Source organism: Dryocola sharpae, from assembly GCF_051307055.1.
In the GTDB taxonomy this organism is placed as follows: domain Bacteria; phylum Pseudomonadota; class Gammaproteobacteria; order Enterobacterales; family Enterobacteriaceae; genus Dryocola.
Window position 1 is genome coordinate 2,505,718 of the sequence record NZ_CP149994.1, and the last position, 25,883, is coordinate 2,531,600.

The 25,883-nt window shown below is 55.9% G+C and carries 24 protein-coding genes; 7 read left to right on the plus strand and 17 right to left on the minus strand.

What is annotated here, in order from left to right; all coding sequences use genetic code 11:
• Nucleotides 1–6: 6 nt before the first annotated feature.
• The 4 genes from ptrB to WLO31_RS12020 all read right to left on the minus strand — a co-directional run bounded on the left by ptrB (nucleotide 7) and on the right by WLO31_RS12020 (nucleotide 3,833).
• The gene (gene ptrB, locus WLO31_RS12005) at nucleotides 7–2,061 is read right to left on the minus strand and encodes an oligopeptidase B (protein ID WP_435930595.1); all 2,055 of its coding nucleotides are present in this window, start codon (nucleotides 2,059–2,061) and stop codon (nucleotides 7–9) included.
• 92 nt (nucleotides 2,062–2,153) lie between these two features.
• Nucleotides 2,154–2,837, minus strand: a complete 684-nt coding sequence (locus tag WLO31_RS12010; protein WP_435926828.1) for a tellurite resistance TerB family protein — start codon at nucleotides 2,835–2,837, stop codon at nucleotides 2,154–2,156.
• A gap of 254 nt (nucleotides 2,838–3,091) precedes the next feature.
• Complete coding sequence (gene yebF, locus WLO31_RS12015) at nucleotides 3,092–3,436, minus strand: protein YebF (RefSeq protein WP_435926829.1); 345 nt, start codon at nucleotides 3,434–3,436, stop codon at nucleotides 3,092–3,094.
• Between the two features lie 73 nt (nucleotides 3,437–3,509).
• Nucleotides 3,510–3,833, minus strand: coding sequence for a YebG family protein (locus WLO31_RS12020; RefSeq protein WP_435926830.1), 324 nt, complete (start codon nucleotides 3,831–3,833; stop codon nucleotides 3,510–3,512).
• A 138-nt stretch (nucleotides 3,834–3,971) separates the two neighbouring features.
• Here WLO31_RS12020 and purT point away from each other — a divergent pair, with 138 nt between their 5' ends.
• Nucleotides 3,972–5,150, plus strand: a complete 1,179-nt coding sequence (gene purT, locus WLO31_RS12025; protein WP_435926831.1) for a formate-dependent phosphoribosylglycinamide formyltransferase — start codon at nucleotides 3,972–3,974, stop codon at nucleotides 5,148–5,150.
• Nucleotides 5,151–5,201: 51 nt separating this feature from the next.
• On the opposite strand, the gene kdgA is transcribed toward purT, so the two are convergent.
• The 3 genes from kdgA to zwf all read right to left on the minus strand — a co-directional run bounded on the left by kdgA (nucleotide 5,202) and on the right by zwf (nucleotide 9,434).
• Nucleotides 5,202–5,843 (minus strand): bifunctional 4-hydroxy-2-oxoglutarate aldolase/2-dehydro-3-deoxy-phosphogluconate aldolase, encoded by a 642-nt coding sequence (kdgA, locus tag WLO31_RS12030; RefSeq protein WP_435926832.1) that lies wholly within the window; start codon nucleotides 5,841–5,843, stop codon nucleotides 5,202–5,204.
• Nucleotides 5,844–5,905: 62 nt separating this feature from the next.
• Nucleotides 5,906–7,717, minus strand: a complete 1,812-nt coding sequence (gene edd / locus WLO31_RS12035; RefSeq protein WP_435926833.1) for a phosphogluconate dehydratase — start codon at nucleotides 7,715–7,717, stop codon at nucleotides 5,906–5,908.
• Between the two features lie 241 nt (nucleotides 7,718–7,958).
• A complete protein-coding gene (gene zwf / locus WLO31_RS12040) occupies nucleotides 7,959–9,434 on the minus strand; it encodes a glucose-6-phosphate dehydrogenase (RefSeq protein ID WP_435926834.1) in 1,476 nt (491 codons plus the stop codon).
• Between the two features lie 354 nt (nucleotides 9,435–9,788).
• Between zwf and WLO31_RS12045 the strand changes: the two genes are divergently transcribed.
• Both WLO31_RS12045 and pyk read left to right on the plus strand, forming a co-directional pair.
• Nucleotides 9,789–10,658 carry a MurR/RpiR family transcriptional regulator gene (locus WLO31_RS12045; RefSeq protein ID WP_435930597.1) on the plus strand — a complete coding sequence of 290 codons (870 nt, stop codon included), beginning with the start codon at nucleotides 9,789–9,791 and terminating at the stop codon, nucleotides 10,656–10,658.
• Nucleotides 10,659–10,787: 129 nt separating this feature from the next.
• Complete coding sequence (pyk, locus tag WLO31_RS12050; RefSeq protein ID WP_435926835.1) at nucleotides 10,788–12,230, plus strand: pyruvate kinase; 1,443 nt, start codon at nucleotides 10,788–10,790, stop codon at nucleotides 12,228–12,230.
• A 69-nt stretch (nucleotides 12,231–12,299) separates the two neighbouring features.
• Here the strand turns inward: pyk and WLO31_RS12055 are convergent, their stop codons facing one another.
• From WLO31_RS12055 to znuA, 4 genes are all read right to left on the minus strand, one after another.
• Nucleotides 12,300–13,475, minus strand: coding sequence for an IS4 family transposase (locus WLO31_RS12055; RefSeq protein WP_435926836.1), 1,176 nt, complete (start codon nucleotides 13,473–13,475; stop codon nucleotides 12,300–12,302).
• Nucleotides 13,476–13,574: 99 nt separating this feature from the next.
• A complete protein-coding gene (gene lpxM, locus WLO31_RS12060) occupies nucleotides 13,575–14,549 on the minus strand; it encodes a lauroyl-Kdo(2)-lipid IV(A) myristoyltransferase (RefSeq protein WP_435926837.1) in 975 nt (324 codons plus the stop codon).
• Between the two features lie 130 nt (nucleotides 14,550–14,679).
• Entirely contained in the window at nucleotides 14,680–16,005 is a 1,326-nt protein-coding gene (gene mepM / locus WLO31_RS12065) for a murein DD-endopeptidase MepM (RefSeq protein WP_435926838.1), read from the minus strand.
• A 15-nt stretch (nucleotides 16,006–16,020) separates the two neighbouring features.
• Nucleotides 16,021–16,965, minus strand: coding sequence for a zinc ABC transporter substrate-binding protein ZnuA (gene znuA, locus WLO31_RS12070; RefSeq protein WP_435926839.1), 945 nt, complete (start codon nucleotides 16,963–16,965; stop codon nucleotides 16,021–16,023).
• Between the two features lie 78 nt (nucleotides 16,966–17,043).
• On the opposite strand from znuA, the gene znuC reads away from it, so the two are divergent.
• On the plus strand, nucleotides 17,044–17,799 hold the full coding sequence (gene znuC, locus WLO31_RS12075) for a zinc ABC transporter ATP-binding protein ZnuC (protein ID WP_435926840.1): 756 nt from the start codon (nucleotides 17,044–17,046) through the stop codon (nucleotides 17,797–17,799).
• A complete protein-coding gene (gene znuB, locus WLO31_RS12080) occupies nucleotides 17,796–18,581 on the plus strand; it encodes a zinc ABC transporter permease subunit ZnuB (RefSeq protein WP_435926841.1) in 786 nt (261 codons plus the stop codon). Before znuC ends, znuB begins: the two co-directional genes overlap by 4 nt.
• A gap of 245 nt (nucleotides 18,582–18,826) precedes the next feature.
• Here the strand turns inward: znuB and ruvB are convergent, their stop codons facing one another.
• From ruvB to aspS, 6 genes are all read right to left on the minus strand, one after another.
• Nucleotides 18,827–19,837, minus strand: coding sequence for a Holliday junction branch migration DNA helicase RuvB (gene ruvB, locus WLO31_RS12085; protein ID WP_435926843.1), 1,011 nt, complete (start codon nucleotides 19,835–19,837; stop codon nucleotides 18,827–18,829).
• Between the two features lie 8 nt (nucleotides 19,838–19,845).
• Nucleotides 19,846–20,457, minus strand: a complete 612-nt coding sequence (ruvA, locus tag WLO31_RS12090; RefSeq protein ID WP_435926844.1) for a Holliday junction branch migration protein RuvA — start codon at nucleotides 20,455–20,457, stop codon at nucleotides 19,846–19,848.
• Nucleotides 20,458–20,686: 229 nt separating this feature from the next.
• Nucleotides 20,687–21,208, minus strand: a complete 522-nt coding sequence (gene ruvC / locus WLO31_RS12095; protein ID WP_435926846.1) for a crossover junction endodeoxyribonuclease RuvC — start codon at nucleotides 21,206–21,208, stop codon at nucleotides 20,687–20,689.
• On the minus strand, nucleotides 21,208–21,951 hold the full coding sequence (locus tag WLO31_RS12100) for a YebC/PmpR family DNA-binding transcriptional regulator (RefSeq protein ID WP_435926847.1): 744 nt from the start codon (nucleotides 21,949–21,951) through the stop codon (nucleotides 21,208–21,210). Before WLO31_RS12100 ends, ruvC begins: the two co-directional genes overlap by 1 nt.
• A gap of 23 nt (nucleotides 21,952–21,974) precedes the next feature.
• A complete protein-coding gene (gene nudB, locus WLO31_RS12105) occupies nucleotides 21,975–22,418 on the minus strand; it encodes a dihydroneopterin triphosphate diphosphatase (protein ID WP_435926848.1) in 444 nt (147 codons plus the stop codon).
• Nucleotide 22,419: 1 nt separating this feature from the next.
• Nucleotides 22,420–24,192, minus strand: coding sequence for an aspartate--tRNA ligase (gene aspS / locus WLO31_RS12110; RefSeq protein WP_435926849.1), 1,773 nt, complete (start codon nucleotides 24,190–24,192; stop codon nucleotides 22,420–22,422).
• Nucleotides 24,193–24,462: 270 nt separating this feature from the next.
• Between aspS and WLO31_RS12115 the strand changes: the two genes are divergently transcribed.
• A complete protein-coding gene (locus WLO31_RS12115; protein WP_435926850.1) occupies nucleotides 24,463–25,029 on the plus strand; it encodes a hydrolase in 567 nt (188 codons plus the stop codon).
• Nucleotides 25,026–25,844: a DUF72 domain-containing protein gene (locus WLO31_RS12120; RefSeq protein ID WP_435926851.1), complete on the plus strand. Its 819-nt coding sequence runs from the start codon at nucleotides 25,026–25,028 to the stop codon at nucleotides 25,842–25,844. The genes WLO31_RS12115 and WLO31_RS12120 overlap by 4 nt, the downstream gene beginning before the upstream one ends.
• The last annotated feature ends 39 nt before the right edge of the window (nucleotides 25,845–25,883 follow it).

Consider the following 25,883-nt stretch of genomic DNA (forward strand, 5'->3'; position numbering starts at 1 on the left):
GCGCCGTCACGTCCGCCCTGGCAATGTCCCCTGCGCCAGGGCAATCAGAAAGGCATACTCCAGCGATACGCCCTCATAAGATTTAAAACGCCCCGATTTCCCGCCGTGCCCGGAATCCATGTCGGTACACAGCAGCAGCAGGTTATCATCCCGTTTCTTATCACGCAGTTTCGCCACCCATTTTGCAGGCTCCCAGTACTGCACCTGCGAATCGTGCAAACCCGTGGTCACCAGCATATGCGGATAGATTTGCTCAGCGACCCGATCGTAAGGACTGTATTGCTTCATGTAGAAGTAATACTCCTCATTCTGCGGATTCCCCCACTCTTCGAACTCCCCGGTGGTAAGGGGGATAGATTCATCGAGCATGGTGGTTACCACATCGACAAAGGGTACCTGCGCCACGATGCCGTGGAACAATTCAGGACGCATATTAATCACGGCGCCCATCAGCATGCCGCCCGCGCTGCCGCCCATACCGTACAGCAGGTTTGGATCGCCGTAGCCCTGCTGCAAAAGAGTGTCGCAAACGTCAAGGTAGTCGTTGAAGGTGTTCATCTTTTTGAGATACTTGCCATCCTCGTACCACTGCTGCCCCAGTTCACCTCCGCCGCGCACGTGGGCGATGGCAAACACAAAGCCTCTGTCTAACAGGCTAAGACGGCTGCTGCTGAAGTCTGCATCCATACTGCTGCCGTAAGAACCGTAGCCGTAAACCAGCAGGGGATTTTTCCCGCGCTGGAAATGTTTGCGATGATAAACCAGCGAAACAGGTACCTGCGCGCCATCACGCGCGCTCACCCAGAGATGCTCGCTGCGATAATTACCGGCGTCAAACCCGGCCACTTCAGTTTGCTTGATAACCCGGCGTTCGCCGGTATCCATATTCAGCTCAAAGAGCGTATCCGGCGTGGTCATCGACGAATAGCCATAGCGCAGCCGCGAAGACTCAGGCTCCGGATTGTATCCAAGCCAGGTGACATAGGCCGGATCGTCAAATGCAATCCCCGTCACCTCGCGCGTTTTACGGTTGATTTGCCGCAGGCTGGTCAGGCCGCGCTGACGCTCTTCAACCACCAGCCAGTCGGTAAACAGCGTAAAGCCTTCAAGCATGATGTGTTCACGCGGCGGGATCAGCACTTCCCATTGTTTTTCATCGCGGACTTTGCTGCGATACAGGCCGAAGTTTTTGCCTTCGCGGTTAGAGCGTATATAGAAATTGTGCTGGTAGTGATCGAGTGTGTATTCGTGGTCCTTGCGACGCGGCGCAAAGCGCTGCGGCTCCGCATCCAGTAATTCAGCGTCCAGCAACAGCACTTCGCTGGTCGTCGCGCTGCCGAGGTGGATCAAAATAAAGTGCCGCGAAGTCGTCCCGTGCACGCTGACGTAAAAGGTATCGTCTTTCTCTTCGTACACTAAATGGTCGTCGCTTGAGGGATGCCCCACGGTATGGCGCCAGACCTGGTAAGGCAGCAGCGTCTTAGGATGCTTGCGCACGTAGTAAAGCGTGGAGGAATCATTCGCCCAGACGAAACTGGTGGAGACGTTGCTGAGCACCTCCGGATACCAGTTCCCGGTTTCAAGATTGCGAAAACGCAGGCCGTACTGGCGGCGCGAGAGATAATCTTCTGCCAGCGCCATAATCGTGTTGTCCAGCGTTATCGCCATCCCGCCCATGGTATAAAACTCGCTATGGGCCGCACGCCGGTTCGCATCAAGCAACGTATCCCACTCGTCCCACTCGGAGAGGACGGCCGACTGGCGCTGATAGATGGCGTATTCGTTGCCCGCCTCGTACACCTGCCTGTAACGATAGCCGTTTTGCGTATAAGGGGCGGACACGTCGTGCTGAGGAACGCGGTCGACCATCTCTTTGAGCAGGCGCTCCTGAAGCGCCTGCTGAGTAGCCATTACCCGCTGCCCGTAGTCGTTCTCTGCGTGCAGATAATCGAGCACAGCCGGGTTCTCGCGATCGTCGTCACGCAGCCAGTAATAGTCGTCGATTCTTGTATCGCCATGCTGTTGCAGGACGTGGGGGATCTTTTGCGCTTTTGGTGGCATGTCATTATTCATTTTTAGTTAACACCCTGTAAGGGTGGCAAATTCAGACAGGCTTGCAAGCGAAACGTGGATTTTTGAGGAAAATGCTGGGGTTAACCCGGCAGGCTTAGCTTCTGTTGGTTAAGGTCCTGCTCGATGCCTTCACGCACATCCTGCGGGATCTTCAGCTCATCGCCTAACGCATTGAGATAGCTGCGTTCCATAAAATGATCGACGTCGATGGCCGCACAGCTCAGAAAATAGAGTTCGAGGGCTTCCTCCTCGTTTTTCACATCCTGCGCCAAGAGTTTTGGATCGAGCGGCATGTCGATAGCTTCCTGAATCAGCATGCGCCCGGGACCTTCGATATTCGCCTCCCTGAGCTGCTGGTCAATTATCTGACGCTCTTTGTCATCAATATGGCCGTCGCTTTTTGCGGCAAACACCAGCGCCATAATTAAGCGGCGGGTACGAACGTCCACCGGCGACTGCTGCTGCCCGAACTGGGGCTCATCCTGATGCGTCTGACGAACGCGGTCTTTATATTTATTCCATAGCACGCTTCCCGCAACGGCTCCGCCGCCCACCAGCAGAGCGCTGGTACCGTATTTAGTTAATAATTTGCGGGAGGATTTACTCGCCAGCAGCAGGCCTGCAAGCCCGCCTAACGCGCCCGGCACCAGCAGTTTGCTTAACCCCTGCTCCTGACCGCCCGCGCCGTTGTGTTGCTGCGTCTGTTGGCCGGAGAGACCCGTCTGGCCCAGCATAGACTGAATCTGTTGTAACCAATTACTCATGAGAGGCACCCTTAATTTATCGCTTAACTGGTTGAGGGTAAGCGAACGGGCGTCAAGAACTGTCTGACAACGCTAAAGATGCGCAAAGGGGCTTGCCGGGATAACCCCGCAAGCCTTTGATGACAAACAGCCGAAAAAGGTGATTTCCGGCTGTCCGGGATAAACAGAAGGGATAATTCTTTGTTTTTAGTAGTCCTGAGTAACCTGTTTAAGGCGTAAGTTTTTAGCAACGCTCTCACGCCGGGATGACCGGATCAGGACTGATAATCTGCGGTGCCAGCGTTGCAGTCGACCAGAACGGTATAATGGATATCTGTGTTCATGCCGCGCACCGTGAGCGGCACCTTCCATTGACCATTTTTGCCCGTTATTTCTTTGCTGTTCACCCAGATAACGGGATCGGCCTGGCCGAGTTTCTTGCGATCTTCAGGCCAGCGTACGATACGGTTTTGTTGATAATCGTTCTTCACGCTATCGCCAACCGCGTCTGCATCGAGATTCTGGCAATGCGGAAACTTAACTTTGTTAGATTCCGCCGCGGAGGCGATAAAACTGGTGAGAAAACAGGCCATACAAAGCGCAACAGCGATCTTGTTCATAAGGTTCTCCTGACGACAGGTTGTCAGAAAAAGCCTGGTACAAAACCGTTATTGCGCAAGCCTTAAACCGGGCCTAGGCAGCCCTGGTGCGTTTACGCCCGGGGTGAGCGGTAACGTTATCCTCGTCGGGCGTCTCCTGTACGCTGGCCGTTGCCGCCACGTCCGGCAATTTACCGCTTCTTAACACCGTAGAGAGCACCTCTTTGTTTTCCGCCAGCCACATTGCCAGCGCATCGCTCTGCCCTTCTTCGAAGGCGACGGGACTTTGGTGCAGCCAGTCGCCTAATACTTCCGCCAGGTCGAGCATTTTGTCGTAAGCGTCAGCCTCTTTTTTACTGGCAAAAGACATTTTTTCCTGCCCCTCCCGCACAACAACGTATTTGATTTCAACCGCCATATTTGCAGCTCCGTTTAACTGTGTATTTATACAGTATAGTTATATTGCACTTACTTCGCAAGCGGCAAAGCCGCTGCGCACGCAAACGTTTTCGTATATACTGCGGCCGGTTATTTTATCACATCGGGTATGCGGATTATGTCAATGTTGGGAACGGCCCTGCGTCCAGCGGCCACGCGCGTTATGCTGTTAGGTTCAGGCGAATTAGGAAAAGAGGTGGCCATTGAATGCCAGCGTCTGGGGCTGGAAGTGGTTGCCGTCGACAGGTATGCGGATGCTCCCGCCATGCATGTGGCGCACCGCAGCCATGTCATCGATATGCTCGACGCGGCGGCACTAAAAGCGCTGGTCCTCAGGGAAAAGCCTGATTTTATCGTTCCCGAAATTGAAGCTATCGCCACCGACATGCTGATTGAGCTGGAGCAGCAGGGCCTGCATATCGTGCCCTGCGCGCGCGCAACCCGCCTCACGATGAACAGAGAAGGCATCCGCCGCCTTGCCGCGGAAGAGCTATCCCTGCCGACCTCCAGCTACCGGTTCGCCGAGGCTGAGGAGGCGTTCCTCAGGGCCGCCGAAGAAATTGGCCTGCCCTGTATCGTTAAGCCCGTGATGAGCTCCTCCGGCAAAGGCCAGAGCTTCGTTCGTACCCGCGAACAGCTGGCAAAAGCCTGGGCGTATGCGCAACAAGGTGGACGCGCAGGCAGAGGCAAGGTCATCGTCGAAGGCGTAGTAAATTTTGATTTTGAGATAACCCTGTTGACCATCAGCGCCGTAGACGGCGTGCATTTTTGCGAGCCCATCGGCCACCGTCAGGAAGATGGCGACTATCGCGAATCCTGGCAGCCGCAGCAAATGAGCAAAAAAGCGCTCGCCCGCGCGCAGGAAATCGCTGAGAAAGTCGTGCTCGCCCTGGGAGGTTTTGGTCTCTTTGGCGTCGAGCTGTTTATCTGCGGGGATGAAGTGATTTTCAGCGAGGTCTCCCCTCGTCCGCATGATACCGGCATGGTCACGCTTATTTCGCAGGATCTCTCCGAGTTTGCCCTGCACGTGCGCGCCTTCCTCGGCCTGCCGGTTGGCGGTATTCGCCAGTACGGCCCGGCGGCGTCCGCGGTGATTTTACCGGAACTCACCAGCGATAACGTGAAGTTTGGCAATGTGTCCGCTGCAACGGGCGCGGGTTTACAGGTGCGCTTATTTGGCAAGCCGGAGATGAACGGTAAACGTCGGATGGGCGTGGCGCTGGCAACGGGAAGCGATATCGAAAACGCTGTCGATCGCGCGGTTCAGGCTGCGGCAGCGGTAAAAGTCGAAGGGTAACGGTACTCCCTCTCCGCAGCGGAGAGGGATTTATATGTCAGCAGCTCTGAATTACGCCTTCGCGCCTTCAACCGCTTCGCGAGCAAGCTTAGTGATACGATCGTAATCGCCCGCTTCCAGCGCGTCCGCCGGCACCAGCCATGAACCACCGATGCACAGCACGCTCTTCAGCGCCAGGTAATCGCGGTAGTTAGCCGGGGAGATGCCGCCGGTCGGGCAGAAACGCACGTTGGCAAACGGGCCTGCAATCGCCTGCAGCGCTTTGGTGCCGCCGTTCGCTTCCGCCGGGAAGAATTTGAACTCTTTCAAACCGTAATCCATGCCCAGCATCAGTTCAGAAACGGTGCTGATACCGGGGATCAATGGAATGGTGCCTTCGGTCGCGGCTTTTAACAGAGGTTCGGTCAGGCCCGGGCTGATTGCAAACTGCGCGCCGGCTTCGGTCACTTCGGCCAGCTGCTGAGGGTTCAGCACGGTGCCTGCGCCAATAATAGCTTCCGGCACTTCTTTTGCGATAGCGCGGATAGCGTCCATGGCGCACGGCGTACGCAGGGTCACTTCCAGCACTCGCACGCCGCCCGCAACCAGCGCTTTCGCCATCGGCACAGCGTGTTCCAGCTTGTTCACTACGATAACAGGAACGACCGGACCCGTTGTCAGGATCTGTTCCGCGGTTGTTTTCCAGTTTTTCATCTGAGAGCCTCTTAAGCCAGCTTGATAATTTGTTACCACCGCGGCGTACACCGCAGTGGCGCTTAAAATGTAATGCAGGTCGCGCCCTGTTCCGCGCCTGATAACTGCTCACGCAACGCGCCAAAGAGTTCACGCCCCGTCCCGATGCGCCCGGCGCTCAGGTCAGGATGGAAGGCGGTGCGTTTCTCAAGCTCGGCCTCATCAACCAGTAGGCTGAGCTCACCCGTCTGTCCATTGACGCGAATCATGTCGCCATCCTGAACTTTGGCCAGCAGCCCGCCGTCGTAAGCCTCCGGAGTGACGTGAATGGCGGAAGGTACCTTACCTGAGGCTCCCGACAGGCGTCCGTCGGTGACCAGCGCGATTTTGAAACGGCGGTCCAATAATACCCCAAGCGGCGGCATAAGTTTATGTAATTCTGGCATGCCATTCGCTTTTGGCCCCTGATGGCGCACGACAACGACGCAGTCCCGGTCAAGCAGGCCGGCTTCGAAAGCCGGCAGGACGTCATGCTGGCTTTCAAAAATTACCGCTGGCGCTTCGATAATCTGATTCTCAGCCGGCACGGCAGAGGTTTTCATTACCGCCCGGCCCAGGTTGCCGCTCAGCACTTTAGTCCCGCCATGTTTTGAGAAAGGCTGGTCGAAGCTGGCAATAACCTCGCTATCCAGCGCCTTTTCGGCGCCTTCGCGCCATGCCAGCTGGCCGTTATCCAGCCACGGCTCCATGGTGTAATGCTGCAAACCGAAACCGGCGACGGTGTGCACATCTTCATGCAGCAAACCGCCTTTAAGCAGTTCGCGCATCAGCACGGGCACGCCGCCCGCGGCCTGGAAGTGGTTAATGTCCGCCGGGCCGTTTGGATAAAGGCGGGCAAGCAGCGGCACCACATCGGAAAGATCGGAGAAGTCGTCCCAGTTAATGATGATGCCGGCCGCACGCGCCATCGCCACCAGGTGCATGGTGTGGTTGGTGGAGCCGCCCGTCGCCAGCAGGGCAACGATGCCGTTCACCACCACTTTCTCATCAACCATCCTGCCCAGCGGCATCCACTCGTTGCCGTTGCCGGTCAGGCGAGTGACCTGCCGCGCCGCGGCGGCCGTCAGTTCATGACGCAGCGGCGCGTCCGGTTGAATGAAAGAGGAGCCCGGCAGCTGCATGCCCATAAACTCCACCACCATCTGATTGGTGTTGGCCGTGCCGTAGAAAGTGCAGGTGCCCGGCGCATGGTAAGACGCGGCTTCGGCTTCCAGCAGCGCGTTGCGGTCCACTTTGCCTTCTGCGTAAAGCTGGCGGATGCGCACTTTTTCTTTATTGGCTAAACCGCTGGCCATTGGGCCTGACGGGACAAAGATCGCGGGCAGATGCCCAAAAGAGAGCGCGGCCATGGCCAGGCCCGGGACAATCTTGTCGCATACGCCAAGGTACAGCGCGCCGTCGAACATATTATGCGAAAGGCCGACCGCGGCAGACATAGCGATAACTTCGCGGCTCAGCAGGGAAAGCTCCATCCCGTCCTGGCCCTGGGTTACGCCATCGCACATTGCCGGTACGCCGCCTGCGACCTGGCCTACTGCACCCACAGCGTGCAGCGCCTTGCGGATCTGTCCGGGATAGCTCTCGTAAGGCTGGTGTGCAGAGAGCATATCGTTATAGGAGGTAATAATGGCGATGTTGTTACGCAGCATGCTTTTCAGCACGGCTTTATCTTCTGGCTGGCAGGCGGCAAAACCGTGGGCCAGATTACCGCACGCCAGCTCTGAGCGATGCACGGTATTGCTCTTCGCTTTTTCAATGCGCGCCAGATAGGCTGCGCGGGTATCTTTTGAGCGCTCAACGATGCGTTTTGTTACGCGTAACGTTTTTTGATTCATAAAAGGACCTCATAAAGTGGCTGCCGTCGCAGTGCGCAGAAGAGAAAAACCACCGGCTTTCTACTACTCAACCGGCCGATCTTCCTGGCATCAGGGCAAAATCGCTTCGGCTAGTGTAAATAAAAAAGCCCCGCTGGTGAATCCAGTCAGGGCTTTTAATGACAAAAACTTCTACCACGTCTGAGTTAGATCATGTTACCGGTAAAGTTAAGCCGCTTTACGCGCGGTTTTCACATCCTGCTTACTCAAATTCATTCCATGAGCGGCCGTCGCGGGTGATCATCGCAACGGAAGCCACCGGCCCCCAGGTTCCCGCCTGATAAGGTTTTGGCGCATCGTTATCCGCAGCCCAGGCTTCGGTGATTGAGTCGACCCATTTCCAGGCTGCTTCCACTTCATCACGGCGCACAAACAGCGCCTGAATGCCGCGCATGGTTTCCAGCAGCAGGCGCTCGTAAGCGTCCGCCAGATGGGATTCATTAAAGGTTTCCGAATAGCTCAGATCCAGCTTGGTCGTTTGCAGGTTGTGCTTATGATCCAGGCCCGGCACCTTATTCAGCACCTGGATATCCACGCCTTCGTCCGGCTGCAGGCGGATGGTCAGCTTATTCTGCGGCAGGTCCTGCCAGGAGTCTTTGAACAGGTTCAGCGCCGGGCTCTTGAAGTAAACCACGACTTCTGAACATTTGGCCGGCAAACGCTTACCGGTGCGCAGATAGAAAGGAACGCCCGCCCAGCGCCAGTTATCGATATCAACACGGATAGCCACAAAGGTTTCGGTGCTGCTCGACTTGTTCGCACCCTCTTCTTCCAGGTAGCCCGGCACTTTTTTACCCTGCGCAAAGCCTGCGGTGTACTGGCCGCGCACGGTTTTCTCACGCACGTTGCTGCGATCGATGCGGCGCAGCGATTGCAGGACTTTCACCTTCTCATCGCGAATGTGGTCTGCGGTGAGATCGGATGGCGGCGACATGGCAATCATGCACAGGATTTGCAGCAGGTGGTTCTGAATCATGTCACGCATCTGGCCTGCCTGGTCGAAGTAACCCCAGCGCCCTTCGATGCCCACCTCTTCAGCCACGGTAATTTCCACGTGATCGATAGTTTTGTTATCCCAGTTATTAGCAAACAGGGAGTTGGCAAAACGTAGCGCCAGCAGGTTAAGCACCGTCTCTTTACCTAAATAGTGGTCGATGCGATAAACCTGGCACTCTTCAAAGTACTCGCCAACCTGATCGTTGATTTCCTGAGAAGTGGCAAGCGAGGTGCCCAGCGGTTTTTCCATCACCACGCGGGCAGGTTTGGCGTTCAGCTTCGCTTTGCCCAGCCCTTTGCAGATGGCGCCGAAGGTGCTTGGCGGCATCGCAAAATAGTTGATGGTGACGCGCTTTTGCTGGTCGAGCATTTTACCCAGTTTGCTAAAGGCCGCGGTGTCGTTGACGTCCAGGTTGCAGAAATCAAGACGGCTGCTCAGCTTGTCCCACAGGCTTTCGTCGATCTTCTCTTTCATGAAGGTTTCGAGCGCTTCGCGTACCACTTTGGTGTACGCCTCTTTGCTCCAGTCAGCGCGGCCAACGCCCAGAATACGGGACTCCGGATGGATCTGACCCGCTTTTTCCAGTTGATACAGGGATGGCAGCAGTTTTCGACGCGCAAGGTCGCCTTTTGCGCCGAAAATCACCAGGTCACATGCCTGAGCTGTCTGTGTTACCGCCATGTCGTTCTCCTCGTTTCGGGTATCTTGTACCGGGTCGCTCATGTAATTTAATTACAAAGCAATGTACCGCCGTTGATGAATTAACGTAAACAACCGGAGGTTGTCCGATCGTGCTCAGGCGGCAAATCGCGCGACAGGCGCGCGGCTTTCCCTCGCTGAGTGAAATTTAATAACTTTTTTCCGTTTGCCAGGATCTTATCTAAAGTTAGACCCCGATCAAGTAATGAAAAAAAACAACAAATTCAAGCCCGTTTACCTGCCCTTCAGGGAGAAGGCAAGCGTATATTCTTGCTAAACCCCGTCTCGGTTTCTTCGCTTTCAGAAATCGACAAAATCCATGAGTGCCTGTTAACGATGAATATGCTGGAAAAAATCCAGTCACAGCTGGAACACCTTAGCAAATCAGAGCGTAAAGTCGCAGAAGTGATTCTCGCTATTCCGCAGGAGGCTATCCACTCAAGTATTGCTACCCTTGCCCGCAACGCGGACGTTAGCGAACCTACGGTAAACCGCTTTTGTCGCCGCCTGGACACCAAAGGCTTCCCCGATTTTAAATTACATTTAGCGCAAAGTCTGGCGAATGGAACGCCTTATGTAAACCGGAATGTTGACGAGGACGACAGCGTTGAATCCTATACCGGTAAAATCTTCGAATCCGCGATGGCCAGCCTCGATCGGGTGCGGCAATCCCTTGATATGGCCGCGGTAAACCGGGCGGTGGATCTGCTGACCCAGGCGAAAAAAATCGCCTTCTTTGGGCTGGGCTCTTCTGCCGCCGTCGCCCACGACGCCATGAATAAGTTTTTCCGCTTTAACGTGCCGGTTTTCTATTCTGACGACGTCGTCATGCAGCGTATGAGCTGTATGAACTGCAGCGAAGAAGACGTGGTGGTGCTTATTTCGCATACCGGGCGCACCAAAAATCTTGTGGAGCTGGCGCAGCTGGCGCGTGAAAACGACGCCATCGTGCTGGCGATAACCTCCGAAGGATCGCCGCTTGCGCAGGAAGCCACCCTCTCTTTATTACTTGATGTGCCAGAAGACACCGACATTTATATGCCGATGGTGTCGCGCCTGGCGCAATTAACCGTCATCGACGTGCTGGCCACGGGTTTTACTTTGCGTCGCGGCGCAAAATTCCGGGATAACTTGAAGCGAGTCAAAGAAGCGCTCAAGGAATCGCGTTTTGATAAGGGGCGATTCGCCGCGGGCGATACTCGCTAATTTTTAATAACAAAGCTGTAACTTTTCAGGTCGTTCGGTTAAGTTGTCCCCTTGCGCGATGACGCGCCCTCTGACTAACCGAGTTTTTGTTCACGCAACACCAAGTTGTTTCAGTCAACGGAGTAATACATGTCCAGACGGCTACGTAGAACCAAAATCGTTACCACTTTAGGCCCGGCTACCGATCGCGACAATAATCTGGAAAAGATTATCGCAGCCGGCGCCAACGTGGTGCGAATGAACTTCTCCCACGGTACCGCAGAAGATCACCAATTGCGTGCGGATAAAGTTCGTGAAATTGCCGCGAAACTGGGCCGCCACGTCGCTATTCTGGGCGATTTGCAGGGGCCTAAAATTCGTGTTTCCACCTTCAAGGAAGGTAAAGTCTTCCTCAGTATCGGCGACAAATTCCTGCTTGATGCCAACCTGGGTAAAGGCGAAGGCGATAAAGAGAGAGTCGGCATCGACTATAAAGGCCTGCCTGCCGACGTCGTGCCCGGCGATATCCTGCTGCTGGATGATGGCCGCGTGCAGCTAAAAGTGCTGGAAGTCCAGGGCATGAAAGTGTTCACCGAAGTGACCGTCGGCGGCCCGCTCTCCAACAATAAAGGCATCAACAAACTCGGCGGCGGCCTGTCCGCAGAAGCGCTGACCGACAAAGACAAAGCCGACATTGTCACCGCGGCGAAAATCGGCGTCGACTATCTGGCCGTCTCCTTCCCGCGCTGTGGCGAAGACCTCAACTACGCCCGCCGCCTGGCCCGCGATGCAGGCTGCGATGCCAAAATCGTTGCTAAAGTGGAGCGCGCCGAAGCCGTCTGCGATGAAGCTGCAATGGACGACGTTATCCTCGCTTCCGATGTCGTTATGGTCGCCCGTGGCGATCTGGGCGTGGAAATCGGCGATCCGGAGCTGGTCGGCATTCAGAAAACCCTTATCCGCCGCGCGCGTAAGCTGAATCGCGCCGTGATCACCGCGACCCAGATGATGGAGTCGATGATAACTAACCCAATGCCAACCCGTGCCGAAGTTATGGACGTGGCGAACGCCGTGCTGGACGGCACCGATGCGGTAATGCTCTCTGCTGAGACCGCGGCCGGTCAGTACCCTGCTGAAACCGTGGCGGCAATGGCGCGCGTTTGTCTCGGCGCTGAAAAAATCCCCAGCATCAACGTTTCCAAACACCGTCTGGATATAGAGTTCGACAACGTAGAAGAAGCGATTGCCATGTCGGCGATGTATGCGGCAAACCACCTGAAAGGGGTTACCGCGATTATCACCATGACAGAATCGGGCCGCACCGCGCTGATGACCTCACGTATCAGCTCCGGCCTGCCGATTTTCGCCATGTCCCGTCACGAGCGCACGCTGAACCTGACCTCTTTGTACCGCGGCGTTACGCCGGTCTATTTTGACAGCCAGAACGACGGCGTTGCGGCAGCCAGCGACGCCGTTAACCTGCTGCGTGACAAAGGCTACCTGGTGTCCGGCGATCTGGTGATTGTGACCCAGGGGGATGTGATGAGCACCATCGGCACCACCAACACCACGCGCATCCTTTGCGTTGAGTGATCTAAAGGTCAGCGAAAGCTAGCGCATGAAAAAGGGGCCGGATGGCCTGAGGGATCCCCAGAAACATCATCAATACACCATGATGATGTTTCGATAGGCCCTCGCCATATCGGCGTATACCCTGTCGGGGTTCATCCCCGACAGTATTCCCGGTGATTGCCGGATGGCATTTTCACTCAACGTCAGATACGACAATACCCTCCGCGATTTCTCACTGCTTGCCTGAAACCATCGATTTATCCCTTTACTTTCAAGGCAATAACCCGTCAGCCACATGATGATGCTGTAGAGCGTCGCAACCAGGCAAAGCACGGATATCCGCTTTTCTCCCCGGCTTTTACTTGCCCGAAGCCCCAGACCATAGCGCTCGCTTTTTTCATCCCTGAAGTTCTGTTCTATCTGCATACGGCGGCTGTAAATTTTGACTATCTCGCGTGGCTTATATTCCATCAGGCTGGTAAAAAGCAGCCACGGTTCACGCGCGTTTTTACGGTACATCCTGTCTGTTTTGGGATAATGCTGGCTGCTTTTCCTGCCCGTCGCCCGCTTATGCACGGTGTAGAAATGTCCCGGACAGTCACGACTGGCGTTGCGTGCCAGTCGCCCGAATCCCAGATAGCGCGCCGTTGTTGATGACGCAATATCCCGCGCCATCTGCCACTCTTCATCCCCGATGACCTGAAAATAGAGGCTGCCCCTGACTCGTCCGACAAAATCCCAGCCCAGAGAGCGGATGTGGTGAAACCAGCTGCTGCGAAAGCCTGCATCGGTCACGATAATGACCTGCTTATCTTTGCCGATAGCGGCAGCCATCTGATCGAGAAAGGCATTTTGTACAGCAGAGTTGTTCTGGTAGCGGGATGAAATAACTTTACTCATCAGAGGGATAGCTCTGCCATCACACAATAAGCTTGCCCGCAAAACACTGAGCGCTGATGAAGGATAGCCACTCCAGTCCACGGCAATAACGCATAATGAAAGGCTGTGCGTGAGGCGGGATACAAGCTGCTGGTAGACGGAAGGAATGTCACTGAACATCAGATCGCTGGTGAGGTGCCGGTCAACACGCTTAATCTTGTGCTTAACACGTGCGGGGCCTGGCAGGTATCTGCCGATGCTGGTAAGAGAAAGCGAAGCACCACGTGTCAGGGCCACGGTCATATCGAGCAGGGCGTTTTTACGGTACTGATGAATGGAGTTCAGGGACTGGCTGAAAAATTTATGGCAAACTTGTGAAGCAGGCATAGAGGAGTGACCTTACTTTCTGGTGGAACACTAAGTAGATCACACCCTTCTATGCCTGTCTTTATTTATGGGGAATCCTCAGGCCGGATGGCCCCTTTCTTACTTTTTAGGAAACAGCTCTTTACGGCGATAGGGTTCGGTTTCGCCCTCTTTACGCGTTTTCAGCAGCTTCAGGATCCAGGTATATTGCGCCAGGTTCGGGCGGACAAAAATCTCCACCTCTTCATTCATGCGGCGGGCAATCCGGTTGTCGTCGGCATCGGCCAGGTCGTCCATCGGCGGACGAATAAAGATATCCAGACGATGCGTGCTGCTGTTGTAAACCGGGAACAACGGGACCACACGGGCGCGACAGACCTTCATCAGGCGGCCAATCGCCGGAAGCGTGGCCTTGTAGGTCGCAAAGAAATCCACAAATTCGCTGTGCTCGGCGCCGTGATCCTGATCCGGCAGGTAATAGCCCCAGTAGCCCTGACGTACGGAGCTGATAAAGGGCTTAATGCCGTCGTTTCGCGCGTGCATGCGGCCACCAAAGCGGCGGCGCACCTTGTTCCATACGTAATCGAACAGCGCGTTGCCCTGGTTATGGAACATCGCGGCCATTTTTTGCCCGTCGGCGGCCATCAGCATCGCCGGAATATCCACGGCCCAGCCGTGCGGCACGAGGAAGATAACGTTTTCGCCGTTGGCCTTCAGCTCATCGATGATTTCTTTGCCGTGCCAGTCGACGCGCTGCATCACCTTTTGCGGCGCGCGCAACCCTAATTCCGCCATCAGCACCATCGCCTGCGGCGCGGTGGCAAACATCTCATCAATGATGGCTTCGCGTTCCGGCTCCGGCATTTCCGGGAAGCAGTAAAGCAGATTAATTTGCGCACGACGACGGGCGCTTTTACCAAAGCGACCCGCGATACGCCCGACTTTACCTAACAGAGGATCGCGTACTGACGGCGGTAATAAGGCAAGTCCTGCAAAGGCCCCCACGCCCAGCCAGGCGCCCCAGTAACGCGGGTGCCAGAAGGCTTTTTGAAACTCGGGGATAAATTCGCTCTGACTTTTTTTTGCTTTTTCCATGCAGGTTCTCAGTACGGCATCAACTCATTGATGATATGAATGTAGTGGTAGTTTAACGGGGCACGTGCCGGCAGACAAAAGAAAAAGCCGGCGCGCTGGCACCGGCTTTGTTTTATCCGCGCTGCAAGGGTTAGTCAAAGCGCAGCTGAGGAACCACTTCACGCACCTGAGCCAGGTAATCACGACGGTCCGAACCGGTCAACCCTTCCGTACGCGGCAGCTTCGCCGTCAGCGGGTTAACCGCCTGCTGGTTGATCCACACTTCATAGTGCAGGTGTGGGCCAGTGGAGCGGCCTGTGTTGCCGGAAAGCGCAATGCGGTCACCGCGTTTCACTTTCTGCCCTGATTTTACCAGCAGTTTCTTCAGATGCATATAACGTGTGGTGTAGGTGCGTCCGTGACGCAGGGCAACGATATAGCCCGCCGCGCCGCTACGTTTCGCCATCACCACTTCGCCATCGCCCACCGCCAGCACAGGCGTTCCCTGCGGCATAGCAAAGTCGACGCCTTTATGCGGCGCGATACGCCCGGTTACCGGGTTAAGGCGACGCGGGTTAAAGTTCGAGGAGATGCGGAACTGTTTTACCGTCGGGAAGCGCATAAAGCCTTTCGCAAGGCCCGAGCCGCTGCGATCGTAGAACTTGCCGTCTTCCCCGCGAATCGCGTAGTAATCTTTGCCGCCGCTGCGCAGACGGACGCCGACCAGCTGGCTTTGCTCACGCTTGCCTTCCAGCATTTCGCGGGACATCAGAACCGAGAATTCATCGCCTTTTTTCAGCTTACGGAAGTCCATCTGCCACTGCATCGCTTTGATGACCGAACTGATTTCCGCGCTGGTTAAGCCCGCGTCTTTCGCGCTGCTGACGAAGCTGCCGCCAACGGTGCCTTTGAGTACGCTGTTAACCCAGTCGCCCTGCTGCAGTTCAGTGCTGAGCTTGAAAGTATTGCCGGAGCGGTCATAGGTACGGGTTTCGCGGCGGGACATCTCCCAGGTCAGACGCTGCAGCTCGCCGTCGGCGGTCAGCGTCCAGGAAATCTGCTGGCCGATTTTCAGGTTACGCAGGTCTTTATCAACCGTGGCCAGCTGGCCGATCTCGCCCATGTCGATGCCGTACTGATTAAGGATGCTGCTAAGCGTATCGCCGGTTGAAACGACGTATTCATGAACGCCCGCCTCGCCCGCGATTTTATCGTCCAGCTCATCCTGTGGAATGGCGTCATCGCCTTCGTCAAGCGTCGGCTGGTCGATTGGCTCGCTGGCTTCTGGCAATAAAGAACGGATTTCGCTTTTTTCAAGCTCGATGGTTTTAATGACGGGACTGGCTTCCGGGTGGTAAACATAGGGCCGCCAGACGGCGACCGCTAAAGTAAGAACCGTCAGGGACCCCAGCATAACGCGGTGGGGCCGGGACAGGTTGTCAAAAGCCAGGGCGACAGAGCGGGCTATCTGTTGCACGTATTCACTTCCTCGTTAATCTCCTTTCAGGCAGCTGGCATACTGATTCGCAAGCCCGGTCAAAAACCGCATATAGCTGTCTTTACCGAACGCGACGTCGATGCCCAGCGGATCCAGCGTCCCTGAACGGACGTTAGTGCCACGGGCGACGGCGTTAATTACCGCTGGCCTGAACTGTGGCTCAGCAAAAACGCAGACCGCTTTATGCTCAACCAACTGTGTTCTGATTTCATGTAAACGCTGCGCACCGGGCTGGATCTCTGGGTTGACGGTGAAGTGGCCAAGCGGCGTCAGTCCGTAGTGTTTTTCAAAGTAGCCGTAGGCATCGTGAAAAACGAAATACCCTTTACCTTTCAACGGTGCGAGCACGGTACCAACCTGCTTATCGGTGCTGGCTAATGCTGACTCGAATTTCTGCAGGTTGGCGTCAAGTTGGGTTCTATTTTCGGGCATAAGTTCCACTAATTTATCGTGGATTGCAACCGCTGACAGGCGCGCTATCTCAGGCGAGAGCCAGATATGCATATTGTATTCACCGTGATGGTGATCTTCCTCACTATTTTCCGCCGAATGGGCATGTGCTTCGTGCTCGTGTTCATCGTCATCGTCGCCTTTCATCAGCAAAGGTTTCACCTCTTTTAACGCCGCAAGCGTCACCTGCTTTTGCTGAGGTAGCTGGCCTACCGATTTCTGCATAAAAGCTTCCATCTCGGGCCCGACCCATACCACTAAGTCCGCTCCCTGTAAGCGTTTTACATCAGATGGACGCAGGGAATAATCATGTTCGGATGCGCCATCAGGCAGCAGAACTTCGGTGGTCGTCACGCCGTCTGCAATGGCGGAGGCGATGAAGCCCAGAGGCTTAATGGAGGCGACGACCGCAGCCTGTGAAGGCATGGCTGCGGCGCCCAAAAGCGCGGCTGAAAAACCCGCGAAAAGAAGTGTGTTTTTATGTAACATAATGCGACTTATCATCCATGCGGAAGTGGGATGTGTGATATTATAACATCCGATAACTTCTGCAACCCTGAAATTGTGATGTCAAATTTGGTAACACTGGAAAATATCTCCGTCTCTTTCGGGCAGCGCCGCGTGCTGTCTGATATATCCCTCGATTTGCAGCCGGGACGCATCCTCACTCTTCTGGGTCCAAACGGCGCCGGAAAATCCACTCTGGTTCGCGTAGTGCTGGGGCTGGTAGCACCTGACAGCGGGGTAATCAAGCGCGACAGCAGTTTGCGCATCGGTTACGTACCGCAAAAACTGCATCTTGATGCCACGCTGCCGCTGACGGTAAATCGCTTTATGCGCCTGCGGCCGGGCGTTAAGAAAAGCGATATTTTACCGGCGCTCAAACGCGTGCAGGCGGCGCATCTTATTGACGCGCCCATGCAAAAGCTTTCCGGCGGCGAGAACCAGCGGGTGTTACTGGCGCGAGCGTTGCTCAACCGTCCGCAGCTGCTGGTGCTTGACGAACCTACTCAGGGCGTTGACGTTAATGGCCAACTGGCGCTGTACAACCTGATTGACCAGCTGCGTCATGAACTCGATTGCGCGGTGCTGATGGTTTCCCACGACCTGCATCTGGTGATGGCGAAAACCGACGACGTGCTGTGTCTTAACCATCACATCTGCTGCTCCGGCACGCCGGAAGTGGTCTCCATGCACCCGGAATTTATCTCCATGTTCGGCCAGCGCGGCGCGGAACAGCTGGGAATTTATCGCCACAACCATAACCATCGTCACGATCTTACCGGACGCATTATTCTGCGCAGAGGGAACGGCCAGTCATGATTGAATTGTTGTTGCCCGGCTGGCTTGCCGGGATATTGCTTGCCTGCGCGGCGGGGCCGTTAGGTTCGTTCGTCGTCTGGCGTCGGATGTCCTATTTTGGCGATACGCTCTCCCACGCGTCCTTACTGGGCGTAGCGTTCGGCCTGCTGCTGAACGTCAATCCATTTTATGCGGTGATAGCCGTCACGCTGATGCTGGCGCTGGGTCTGGTCTGGCTGGAAAAACGCCCTCACCTGGCGATTGATACGCTGCTGGGCATCATGGCGCACAGCGCGCTGTCGTTAGGTCTGGTGGTGGTCAGTTTAATGTCCAACGTGCGCGTCGATTTGATGGCGTATCTGTTTGGCGATCTGCTCTCCGTGACTATGCCGGATCTTATTTCTATCGGCCTTGGCGTTGCTGTAGTGGTTGGCGTGCTGTTATGGCAGTGGCGTAATTTACTGTCGATGACCATCAGCCCTGATTTAGCGCACGTCGACGGCGTAAACCTGCAGCGTGTAAAAATGCTGCTGATGCTGGTGACCGCCCTGACCATTGGCGTCGCCATGAAGTTTGTCGGCGCGCTGATTATCACCTCCCTGCTGATTATTCCGGCGGCAACCGCGAGACGCTTTGCCCGTACGCCGGAACAAATGGCTGGCGTTGCGGTAATCGTTGGGATGCTGGCGGTAACGGGCGGGCTGACCTTCTCGGCGTTTTACGATACGCCGGCCGGGCCTTCGGTGGTGCTATGCGCGGCGGTGCTGTTTATTCTCAGCATGACGAAGAAACAGGCTGCGTAAGTAAGGAAGTAGTACCCGGGCTGCTTACCGTAGTCCGGGTTATAAATCTATCTGGCGAGTCGTATAGGCTTCTCAAAGCGGCCGCAACCGAATCTCCCTGCGTCATCATCAGAATCATTGGTTCTATTGATGAAATTCCACAGGCTGGAACCCGTCCCGCAAAAATAAGTTCAGCGTTATTTTAACTGCCCTTCATTCGCCCAGGCCGGGCTCAAGAGCAGTTAATCTGCTTCGCGTTGAATTAATTAAGGCATTGCCGGTGGTACAATGCCGAAGTGCGTCCACGCCCTCGGCGTCGCCATACGCCCGCGCGGCGTGCGCTGCAGGAAGCCCTGCTGGATCAGGAAGGGCTCAAGCACGTCTTCGATAGTTTCACGCTCTTCGCCGATAGCTGCCGCCAGGTTGTCCAGCCCGACCGGGCCGCCGAGAAACTTATCAATCACCGCCAGCAGCAGCTTACGGTCCATATAATCGAAGCCTTCCGTATCCACGTTGAGCATGTCCAGCGCCTGCGACGCGATGTCCGCGCTGATGGAGCCGTCATGGCGTACTTCGGCAAAATCTCGTACGCGCCGCAGCAGGCGGTTAGCGATACGCGGCGTACCGCGCGCGCGTTTTGCCACCTCAAACGCGCCCTCTTCGCTCATCTCAAGCCCCAGCACGGCTGCGCTACGCCCGACGATGTGCTGTAAATCCGCCACCTGATAAAACTCCAGGCGCTGCACGATGCCGAAACGGTCACGCAATGGCGACGTTAAGGATCCCGCGCGCGTGGTGGCGCCAATCAGGGTGAACGGAGGCAGATCGATTTTGATTGAGCGGGCCGCCGGGCCTTCGCCAATCATAATATCCAGCTGGTAGTCTTCCATTGCCGGATAGAGCACTTCTTCAACCACCGGCGAGAGACGGTGAATTTCATCGATAAAAAGCACGTCGTGCGGTTCGAGGTTGGTCAGCATGGCCGCCAGATCCCCGGCCTTCTCAAGCACCGGGCCGGAGGTGGTGCGCAGATTCACGCCCATCTCGTTGGCGACGATATTCGCCAGGGTGGTTTTACCAAGCCCCGGCGGGCCGAAAATTAACAGATGATCGAGCGCATCCCCGCGCAGCTTTGCCGCCTGAATGAAAATTTCCATCTGCGAGCTGACCTGCGGCTGGCCGACATAATCCGCCAGAAAACGCGGGCGGATGGCACGGTCAATCAGTTCATCCGGAGTGATAGTGTCTGGCGATACCAGACGGTCTGCTTCAATCATCCTTTACCTCAAAGTGCGGCGCGGAGGGCTTCGCGGATCAGGGTTTCGCAATCGGCACCGCTGCGGCCCACTTTACTCACCATACGGCTGGCTTCCTGTGGTTTATAGCCCAGCGAAACCAGCGCGGCAACTGCTTCCTGCTCTGCATCGTCCACGGCGCCGCTATCCGGCGAGGCCAGCACCAGGTCTGCCGCAGGCGTAAAGAGATCGCCATGCATGCCCTTGAAGCGGTCTTTCATCTCCACGATTAAACGCTCGGCGGTCTTCTTGCCCACGCCCGGGAGCTTCACCAGCGAGCCGATCTCTTCGCGCTCAACGGCATTCACAAACTGCTGCGCGGACATGCCGGAAAGGATAGCCAGCGCCAGCTTCGGGCCAACGCCGTTCACCTTGATAAGCTCGCGGAACAGGGTGCGTTCCTGCTTATTATTGAAGCCGTACAGCAGCTGGGCGTCTTCACGCACCACGAACTGGGTAAACACTACCGCTTCTTTGCCGGTTTCCGGCAGCTCGTAGAAACAGGTCATCGGCATATGGACTTCATATCCTACGCCGCCCACCTCCATTAATACCAGCGGCGGCTGTTTTTCCAGGATAATGCCTCTGAGTCGACCAATCACGTTGTGCTCCTGCGTTTAGCGGTTGTGCAAAAAAATCATGCGTATCATATAAAAAAGGCTGGATACATATCCAGCCTTATATTGATGTAAGGGCAGGCAAAAAATTTCTTTACCTGAAATAACAGGAAAATCAGCCCGTTGATTTTCAGCAGCTCAACCCGACAGAAGGAGAAAACGCGCTTTTCCTTCTTTGTTATCAAATTAAGGTCGGCTGCGTTTCCAGCCCTGGTTATTTTAAGCGTCCCCGCGCCAGATTGAGTCTTGATTCGCTCATCTGCATCGAGTTTTGCGTGACGTGGCAGTGCGTGATGGCAATCGCCAGCGCATCCGCCGCATCGGCCTGCGGGTTGGCTGAGAGCTTCAGCAAGGTGCGCACCATGTGCTGCACCTGGCTTTTCTCCGCGCTGCCGATACCGACCACCGTCTGTTTAACCTGACGGGCGGCGTATTCAAACACCGGCAGCTCGTGGTTAACCGCGGCAACAATCGCCGCACCTCGCGCCTGGCCAAGCTTAAGCGCGGAATCGGCATTCTTCGCCATAAACACGGATTCGATGGCGAAATAATCCGGATGAAACTGGGTAATGATTTCGCTCACCCCCGCGTAGATGAGCTTCAGACGCGAGGGCAAGTCGGTCACCTGCGTACGGATGCAGCCGCTACCGAGATAGCTTAGCTGACGCCCCGTCTGGCGGATGACGCCATAACCTGTGACACGCGATCCCGGGTCGATACCGAGAATAATCGCCATTACAGGGTTGCCGCCACCTCGTCGGAGATCTCACCGTTGTGATAAACCTCCTGCACGTCGTCGCAGTCTTCCAGCATATCGATAAGGCGCATCAGTTTTGGCGCGGTTTCCGCATCCATATCCGCTTTGGTGGAAGGGATCATGGAGATTTCCGCTTCATCCGCTTTCAGACCGGCAGCTTCCAGCGCATCGCGCACGGCGCCCATCTCTTCCCAGGCGGTGAAGACGTCGATGGCGCCGTCGTCATAGGCCACAACGTCGTCCGCGCCTGCTTCCAGAGCGGCTTCCATCACGGTGTCTTCATCCTTGCCCGGCGCATAGGAGATCACGCCTTTTTTGGTGAACAGGTAGGCTACGGAGCCGTCGGTTCCCAGGTTGCCGCCGCATTTATTGAACGCGTGACGCACTTCCGCCACGGTGCGGTTACGGTTGTCGCTCAGGCATTCAACCATAACGGCTGAACCACCAGGGCCGTAACCTTCATAAATGATGGTTTCCATGTTGGCGTCTTCGTCGCCACCCACGCCGCGCGCAATCGCACGGTTTAAGGTGTCGCGCGTCATGTTGTTGGATAACGCTTTATCGATGGCCGCGCGCAGACGCGGGTTGGAGCCTGCATCGCCGCCGCCCAGACGGGCCGCCGTAACCAGCTCACGGATAATTTTGGTGAAAATTTTACCGCGCTTGGCATCCTGTGCCGCTTTGCGGTGTTTCGTGTTGGCCCACTTACTATGACCTGCCATAACAATCTCCAAAAGCGCCTTTTTCAGGCGGCATCAATTACAAACTCTTCAATCGCCTGCCGGTTGCTCCATGATTTGGTCATGGCCGCCGCCGCTTTGGCGTCGACCCATTTCCAGGCCAGATGCTCCGTAATGGTAATCTGGCGCTCATGTGGCAGCGCAAGGCAGAACCAGGATTCTGTATTACGCATGATTCCCGGCGCGTAGCGATGACGCAAATGTGCAAAAATCTCAAACTCAACACAGCGCTGACAGTCGACTAAGGCCAGCTGCTCGTAAGCGGCATCGATAGCGACCTCTTCCTTTACTTCGCGAAGTGCAGCTTGCAGCGCGCTTTCACCCTCTTCCACGCTGCCGGTAACCGACTGCCAGAAATCCGGATCGTCGCGCCGCTGTAACATCAGCACCCGCCCGGTATCCTGCGCGAAAATGACCACCAGTACCGAGACGGGACGCTTAAAGGCCATCTTATTCTTTCTCAGCCTTTTTAATGACCGCCACGCCCAGCTCGGCCAGCGCCTGCGGGTTAGCGAAGCTTGGCGCTTCGGTCATCAGACAGGCCGCGGCGGTGGTTTTCGGGAAGGCGATAACGTCGCGGATGTTGTCGGTGCCGGTCAGCAGCATGGTCAGGCGATCCAGGCCAAACGCCAGGCCCGCGTGCGGCGGCGTGCCGTATTTCAGGGCGTCTAACAGGAAGCCAAACTTCTCGCGCTGATCTTCTTCGTTGATGCCCAGAATGCCGAATACGGTCTGCTGCATCTGGCCGTTGTGGATACGGACGGAACCGCCGCCCACCTCATAACCGTTGATAACCATATCGTAGGCGTTAGCCACGGCCGCTTCCGGGTCGGCAGCCAGCTGCTCAGGCGTCATATCTTTCGGCGCGGTGAACGGGTGGTGCATCGCGGTCAGGCCGCCTTCGCCGTCATCTTCGAACATGGGGAAATCGATAACCCACAGCGGCGCCCAGGCGCTTTCGTTGGTAATCTTCAGATCCTTACCGATTTTCAGACGCAGCGCGCCGAGCGCGTCGGCAACGACTTTCTTGCTGTCGGCGCCAAAGAAGATCATGTCGCCATCCTGCGCGCCGGTGCGGGCCAGAATTTCTTCCACGATTTCGGCATTCAGGAACTTGGCTACCGGGCTGGTGATGCCTTCGGGGCCTTTCGCGCGCTCGTTGACCTTGATATAGGCCAGCCCTTTCGCGCCGTAAATCTCAATGAACTTGCCGTAATCGTCAATCTGTTTACGGCTGATCTGCGCACCACCTGGCACACGCAGCGCGGCTACGCGACCTTTGGCGGCGTTCGCAGGCCCGGAGAAGACTTTGAACTCAACGTCTTTCACCAGATCGGCAACGTCCACCAGCTCCATCGGGTTACGCAGGTCCGGCTTATCGGAACCGTAGCGGCGCTCGGCTTCTGCAAACGTCATCACCGGGAAATCGCCCAGGTCGACGTTTTGCACGTCCAGCCACAGTTTGCGCACCAGTTCTTCCATCACTTCACGCACCTGCGGCGCGGTCATGAAGGAAGTTTCCACGTCGATCTGGGTAAATTCAGGCTGACGGTCAGCGCGCAGGTCTTCGTCGCGGAAGCATTTAACGATCTGATAGTAGCGGTCAAAGCCGGACATCATCAGCAGCTGTTTGAACAGCTGAGGAGACTGCGGCAGCGCGTAAAATTTGCCTTTATGCACGCGCGAAGGCACCAGGTAGTCACGCGCGCCTTCCGGCGTGGCTTTAGTCAGCATCGGGGTTTCGATATCAAGGAAACCATGGTCGTCCATAAAGCGACGCACGAAGCTGGTGATTCTGGCGCGAGTCTTCAGACGGTTCGCCATTTCCGGGCGACGCAAATCCAGATAGCGGAATTTCAGGCGCGCTTCTTCGGTGTTGACGTGATTTGAGTCGAGCGGCAGCGATTCAGAACGGTTGATGATGGTCAAATCGGTCGCGAAGACTTCTACCGCACCGGTTGCCATATCTTTGTTGATGTTTTTCTCATCGCGCGGACGCACGGTGCCGGTGATTTGTATGCAGAACTCATTACGCAGTTCAGAGGCAAGCTGGAACGCGTCCTGACGGTCCGGGTCGAAAAACACCTGCACGATGCCTTCGCGATCGCGCATATCAATAAAGATAAGGCTACCGAGGTCACGACGACGGTTGACCCAACCACACAGCGTTACTTGTTGTCCCACATGGGATTGATTGAGCTGCCCGCAATATACTGTACGCATGAGATATCCCTTAAATTAGCCGTGCGCTGTTTGTTACCCGCTATCAGGCAACAGGTTGGCCGCTATTTTTTGTCTGTCATACTGGATGAAAAAAGGGGGCTATTATACTGGAAATAATGCCCGGCGATAAGCCCGATACGACTGACCGGCGCGTTTCAAAGCGCCTTGTTTCGTCAAAACTCACAAAAATTAACAAAAATAGTAAAATGTGCAGCCCGGGTTCCATCGTAAGGTATTCACCGCCAACTAATTTTGCCCCGGAGTCACCCTATGTCTGAATTTAATCCATCCCGTACCGCGCTGGTAGTTATCGATTTGCAGGAAGGCATTCTGCCGTTTGCCGGCGGCCCGCATACCGCCGAGGATGTTGTAGCCCGCGCCGCTAAGCTTGCAGAAAAATTCCGCGCCAGCGGCTCGCCGGTAGTGATGGTCCGCGTAGGCTGGTCAAAAGACTTTGCCGAAGCGCTCAAGCAGCCAGTAGACATGCAGCTGCCCGCCCGCGCCCTGCCGGATAACTGGTGGCAATATCCCGCCGAGCTTGGCAAGCGCGATAGCGACATTGAAGTCACTAAACGCCAGTGGGGCGCGTTTTACGGTACCGACCTGGAGCTACAGCTTCGCCGTCGCGGTATCGATACCATTGTACTGTGCGGTATCTCAACTAATATTGGTGTTGAATCTACCGCTCGCAACGCGTGGGAGCTGGGGTTCAATCTGGTGATTGTCGAAGACGCCTGCAGCGCGGCCAGCAGGGAGCAACACCAGAGCAGCATGACGCATATCTTCCCGCGTATTGCCCGCGTGCGCAGCACTGAGGAGATTATCTGCGCGCTATGATCTACATCGGCCTTCCGCAATGGTCGCATCCTAAATGGACGCGTCTGGGCATCACTTCTCTTGAAGATTACGCTCGCCACTTTAACTGTGTGGAAGGCAATACCACGCTGTACGCCGTTCCCCGGGCAGAAACGGTGCTTAGCTGGCGCGAGCAGACCAGCGATGATTTTCGTTTCTGCTTTAAGTTTCCGGCGACGATTTCGCACAATGCCGCGCTGCGCCAGTGCGGCGATCTCACCGCTGATTTTCTGGCGCGCATGTCCCCGCTCGCCAGCCGCATCGGGCAGTACTGGCTGCAGCTTCCCGCCGCGTTCGGGCCAGAAAGTTTGCCTGCGCTGTGGAGTTTTCTCGACGCCTTGCCAAAGGATTTCACCTACGGCGTTGAAGTGCGCCATCCCTCCTTTTTCGATAAAGGTCCCGATGAACAGGCGCTCAACCGCGGCCTGCATGAACGCGGCGTGAATCGCGTTATCCTCGACAGCCGGCCGGTACACAGCGCAAAGCCCGACAGCGAAGTTGTCCGCGAAGCGCAGCGTAAAAAACCTAAACTGCCCGTGCACGCCCTGGTGACGGCCAGCGATCCGCTGGTTCGTTTTATCGGCAGCAACGATATGGAGCAAAATCAGGCTCTCTTTGACGTGTGGCTTAAAACGCTGCCGAAGTGGAGAGAAAAAGCCACGCCCTGGCTTTTTTTACACACCCCCGATATTGGCCAGGCGCCCGAACTTGTCCATACGCTCTGGCCCCGTCTGCAGCAGGCCCTCCCCGAGCTGGGCCGCGAACCGGCTATTCCGCAGCAGAACTCTCTCTTTTAGGAGTAGCGACAGCCCGCCGTCCGCACTGCTATCATAGAG

Coding starts and splice junctions, on each gene's coding strand:
- WLO31_RS12045 (WP_435930597.1), top strand. CDS start 9,789: ATGAATATGCTGGAAAAAATCCAGTCACAGCTGGAACACCTTAGCAAA.
- edd (WP_435926833.1), bottom strand. CDS start 7,717: ATGAATCAAAAAACGTTACGCGTAACAAAACGCATCGTTGAGCGCTCA.
- purT (WP_435926831.1), top strand. CDS start 3,972: ATGTCAATGTTGGGAACGGCCCTGCGTCCAGCGGCCACGCGCGTTATG.
- WLO31_RS12010 (WP_435926828.1), bottom strand. CDS start 2,837: ATGAGTAATTGGTTACAACAGATTCAGTCTATGCTGGGCCAGACGGGT.
- WLO31_RS12100 (WP_435926847.1), bottom strand. CDS start 21,951: ATGGCAGGTCATAGTAAGTGGGCCAACACGAAACACCGCAAAGCGGCA.
- WLO31_RS12115 (WP_435926850.1), top strand. CDS start 24,463: ATGTCTGAATTTAATCCATCCCGTACCGCGCTGGTAGTTATCGATTTG.
- kdgA (WP_435926832.1), bottom strand. CDS start 5,843: ATGAAAAACTGGAAAACAACCGCGGAACAGATCCTGACAACGGGTCCG.
- WLO31_RS12020 (WP_435926830.1), bottom strand. CDS start 3,833: ATGGCGGTTGAAATCAAATACGTTGTTGTGCGGGAGGGGCAGGAAAAA.
- nudB (WP_435926848.1), bottom strand. CDS start 22,418: ATGGCCTTTAAGCGTCCCGTCTCGGTACTGGTGGTCATTTTCGCGCAG.
- znuC (WP_435926840.1), top strand. CDS start 17,044: ATGTCAAATTTGGTAACACTGGAAAATATCTCCGTCTCTTTCGGGCAG.
- ptrB (WP_435930595.1), bottom strand. CDS start 2,061: ATGCCACCAAAAGCGCAAAAGATCCCCCACGTCCTGCAACAGCATGGC.
- WLO31_RS12120 (WP_435926851.1), top strand. CDS start 25,026: ATGATCTACATCGGCCTTCCGCAATGGTCGCATCCTAAATGGACGCGT.
- pyk (WP_435926835.1), top strand. CDS start 10,788: ATGTCCAGACGGCTACGTAGAACCAAAATCGTTACCACTTTAGGCCCG.
- ruvC (WP_435926846.1), bottom strand. CDS start 21,208: ATGGCGATTATTCTCGGTATCGACCCGGGATCGCGTGTCACAGGTTAT.
- WLO31_RS12055 (WP_435926836.1), bottom strand. CDS start 13,475: ATGCCTGCTTCACAAGTTTGCCATAAATTTTTCAGCCAGTCCCTGAAC.
- lpxM (WP_435926837.1), bottom strand. CDS start 14,549: ATGGAAAAAGCAAAAAAAAGTCAGAGCGAATTTATCCCCGAGTTTCAA.
- znuA (WP_435926839.1), bottom strand. CDS start 16,965: ATGTTACATAAAAACACACTTCTTTTCGCGGGTTTTTCAGCCGCGCTT.
- aspS (WP_435926849.1), bottom strand. CDS start 24,192: ATGCGTACAGTATATTGCGGGCAGCTCAATCAATCCCATGTGGGACAA.
- yebF (WP_435926829.1), bottom strand. CDS start 3,436: ATGAACAAGATCGCTGTTGCGCTTTGTATGGCCTGTTTTCTCACCAGT.
- zwf (WP_435926834.1), bottom strand. CDS start 9,434: ATGGCGGTAACACAGACAGCTCAGGCATGTGACCTGGTGATTTTCGGC.
- znuB (WP_435926841.1), top strand. CDS start 17,796: ATGATTGAATTGTTGTTGCCCGGCTGGCTTGCCGGGATATTGCTTGCC.
- ruvB (WP_435926843.1), bottom strand. CDS start 19,837: ATGATTGAAGCAGACCGTCTGGTATCGCCAGACACTATCACTCCGGAT.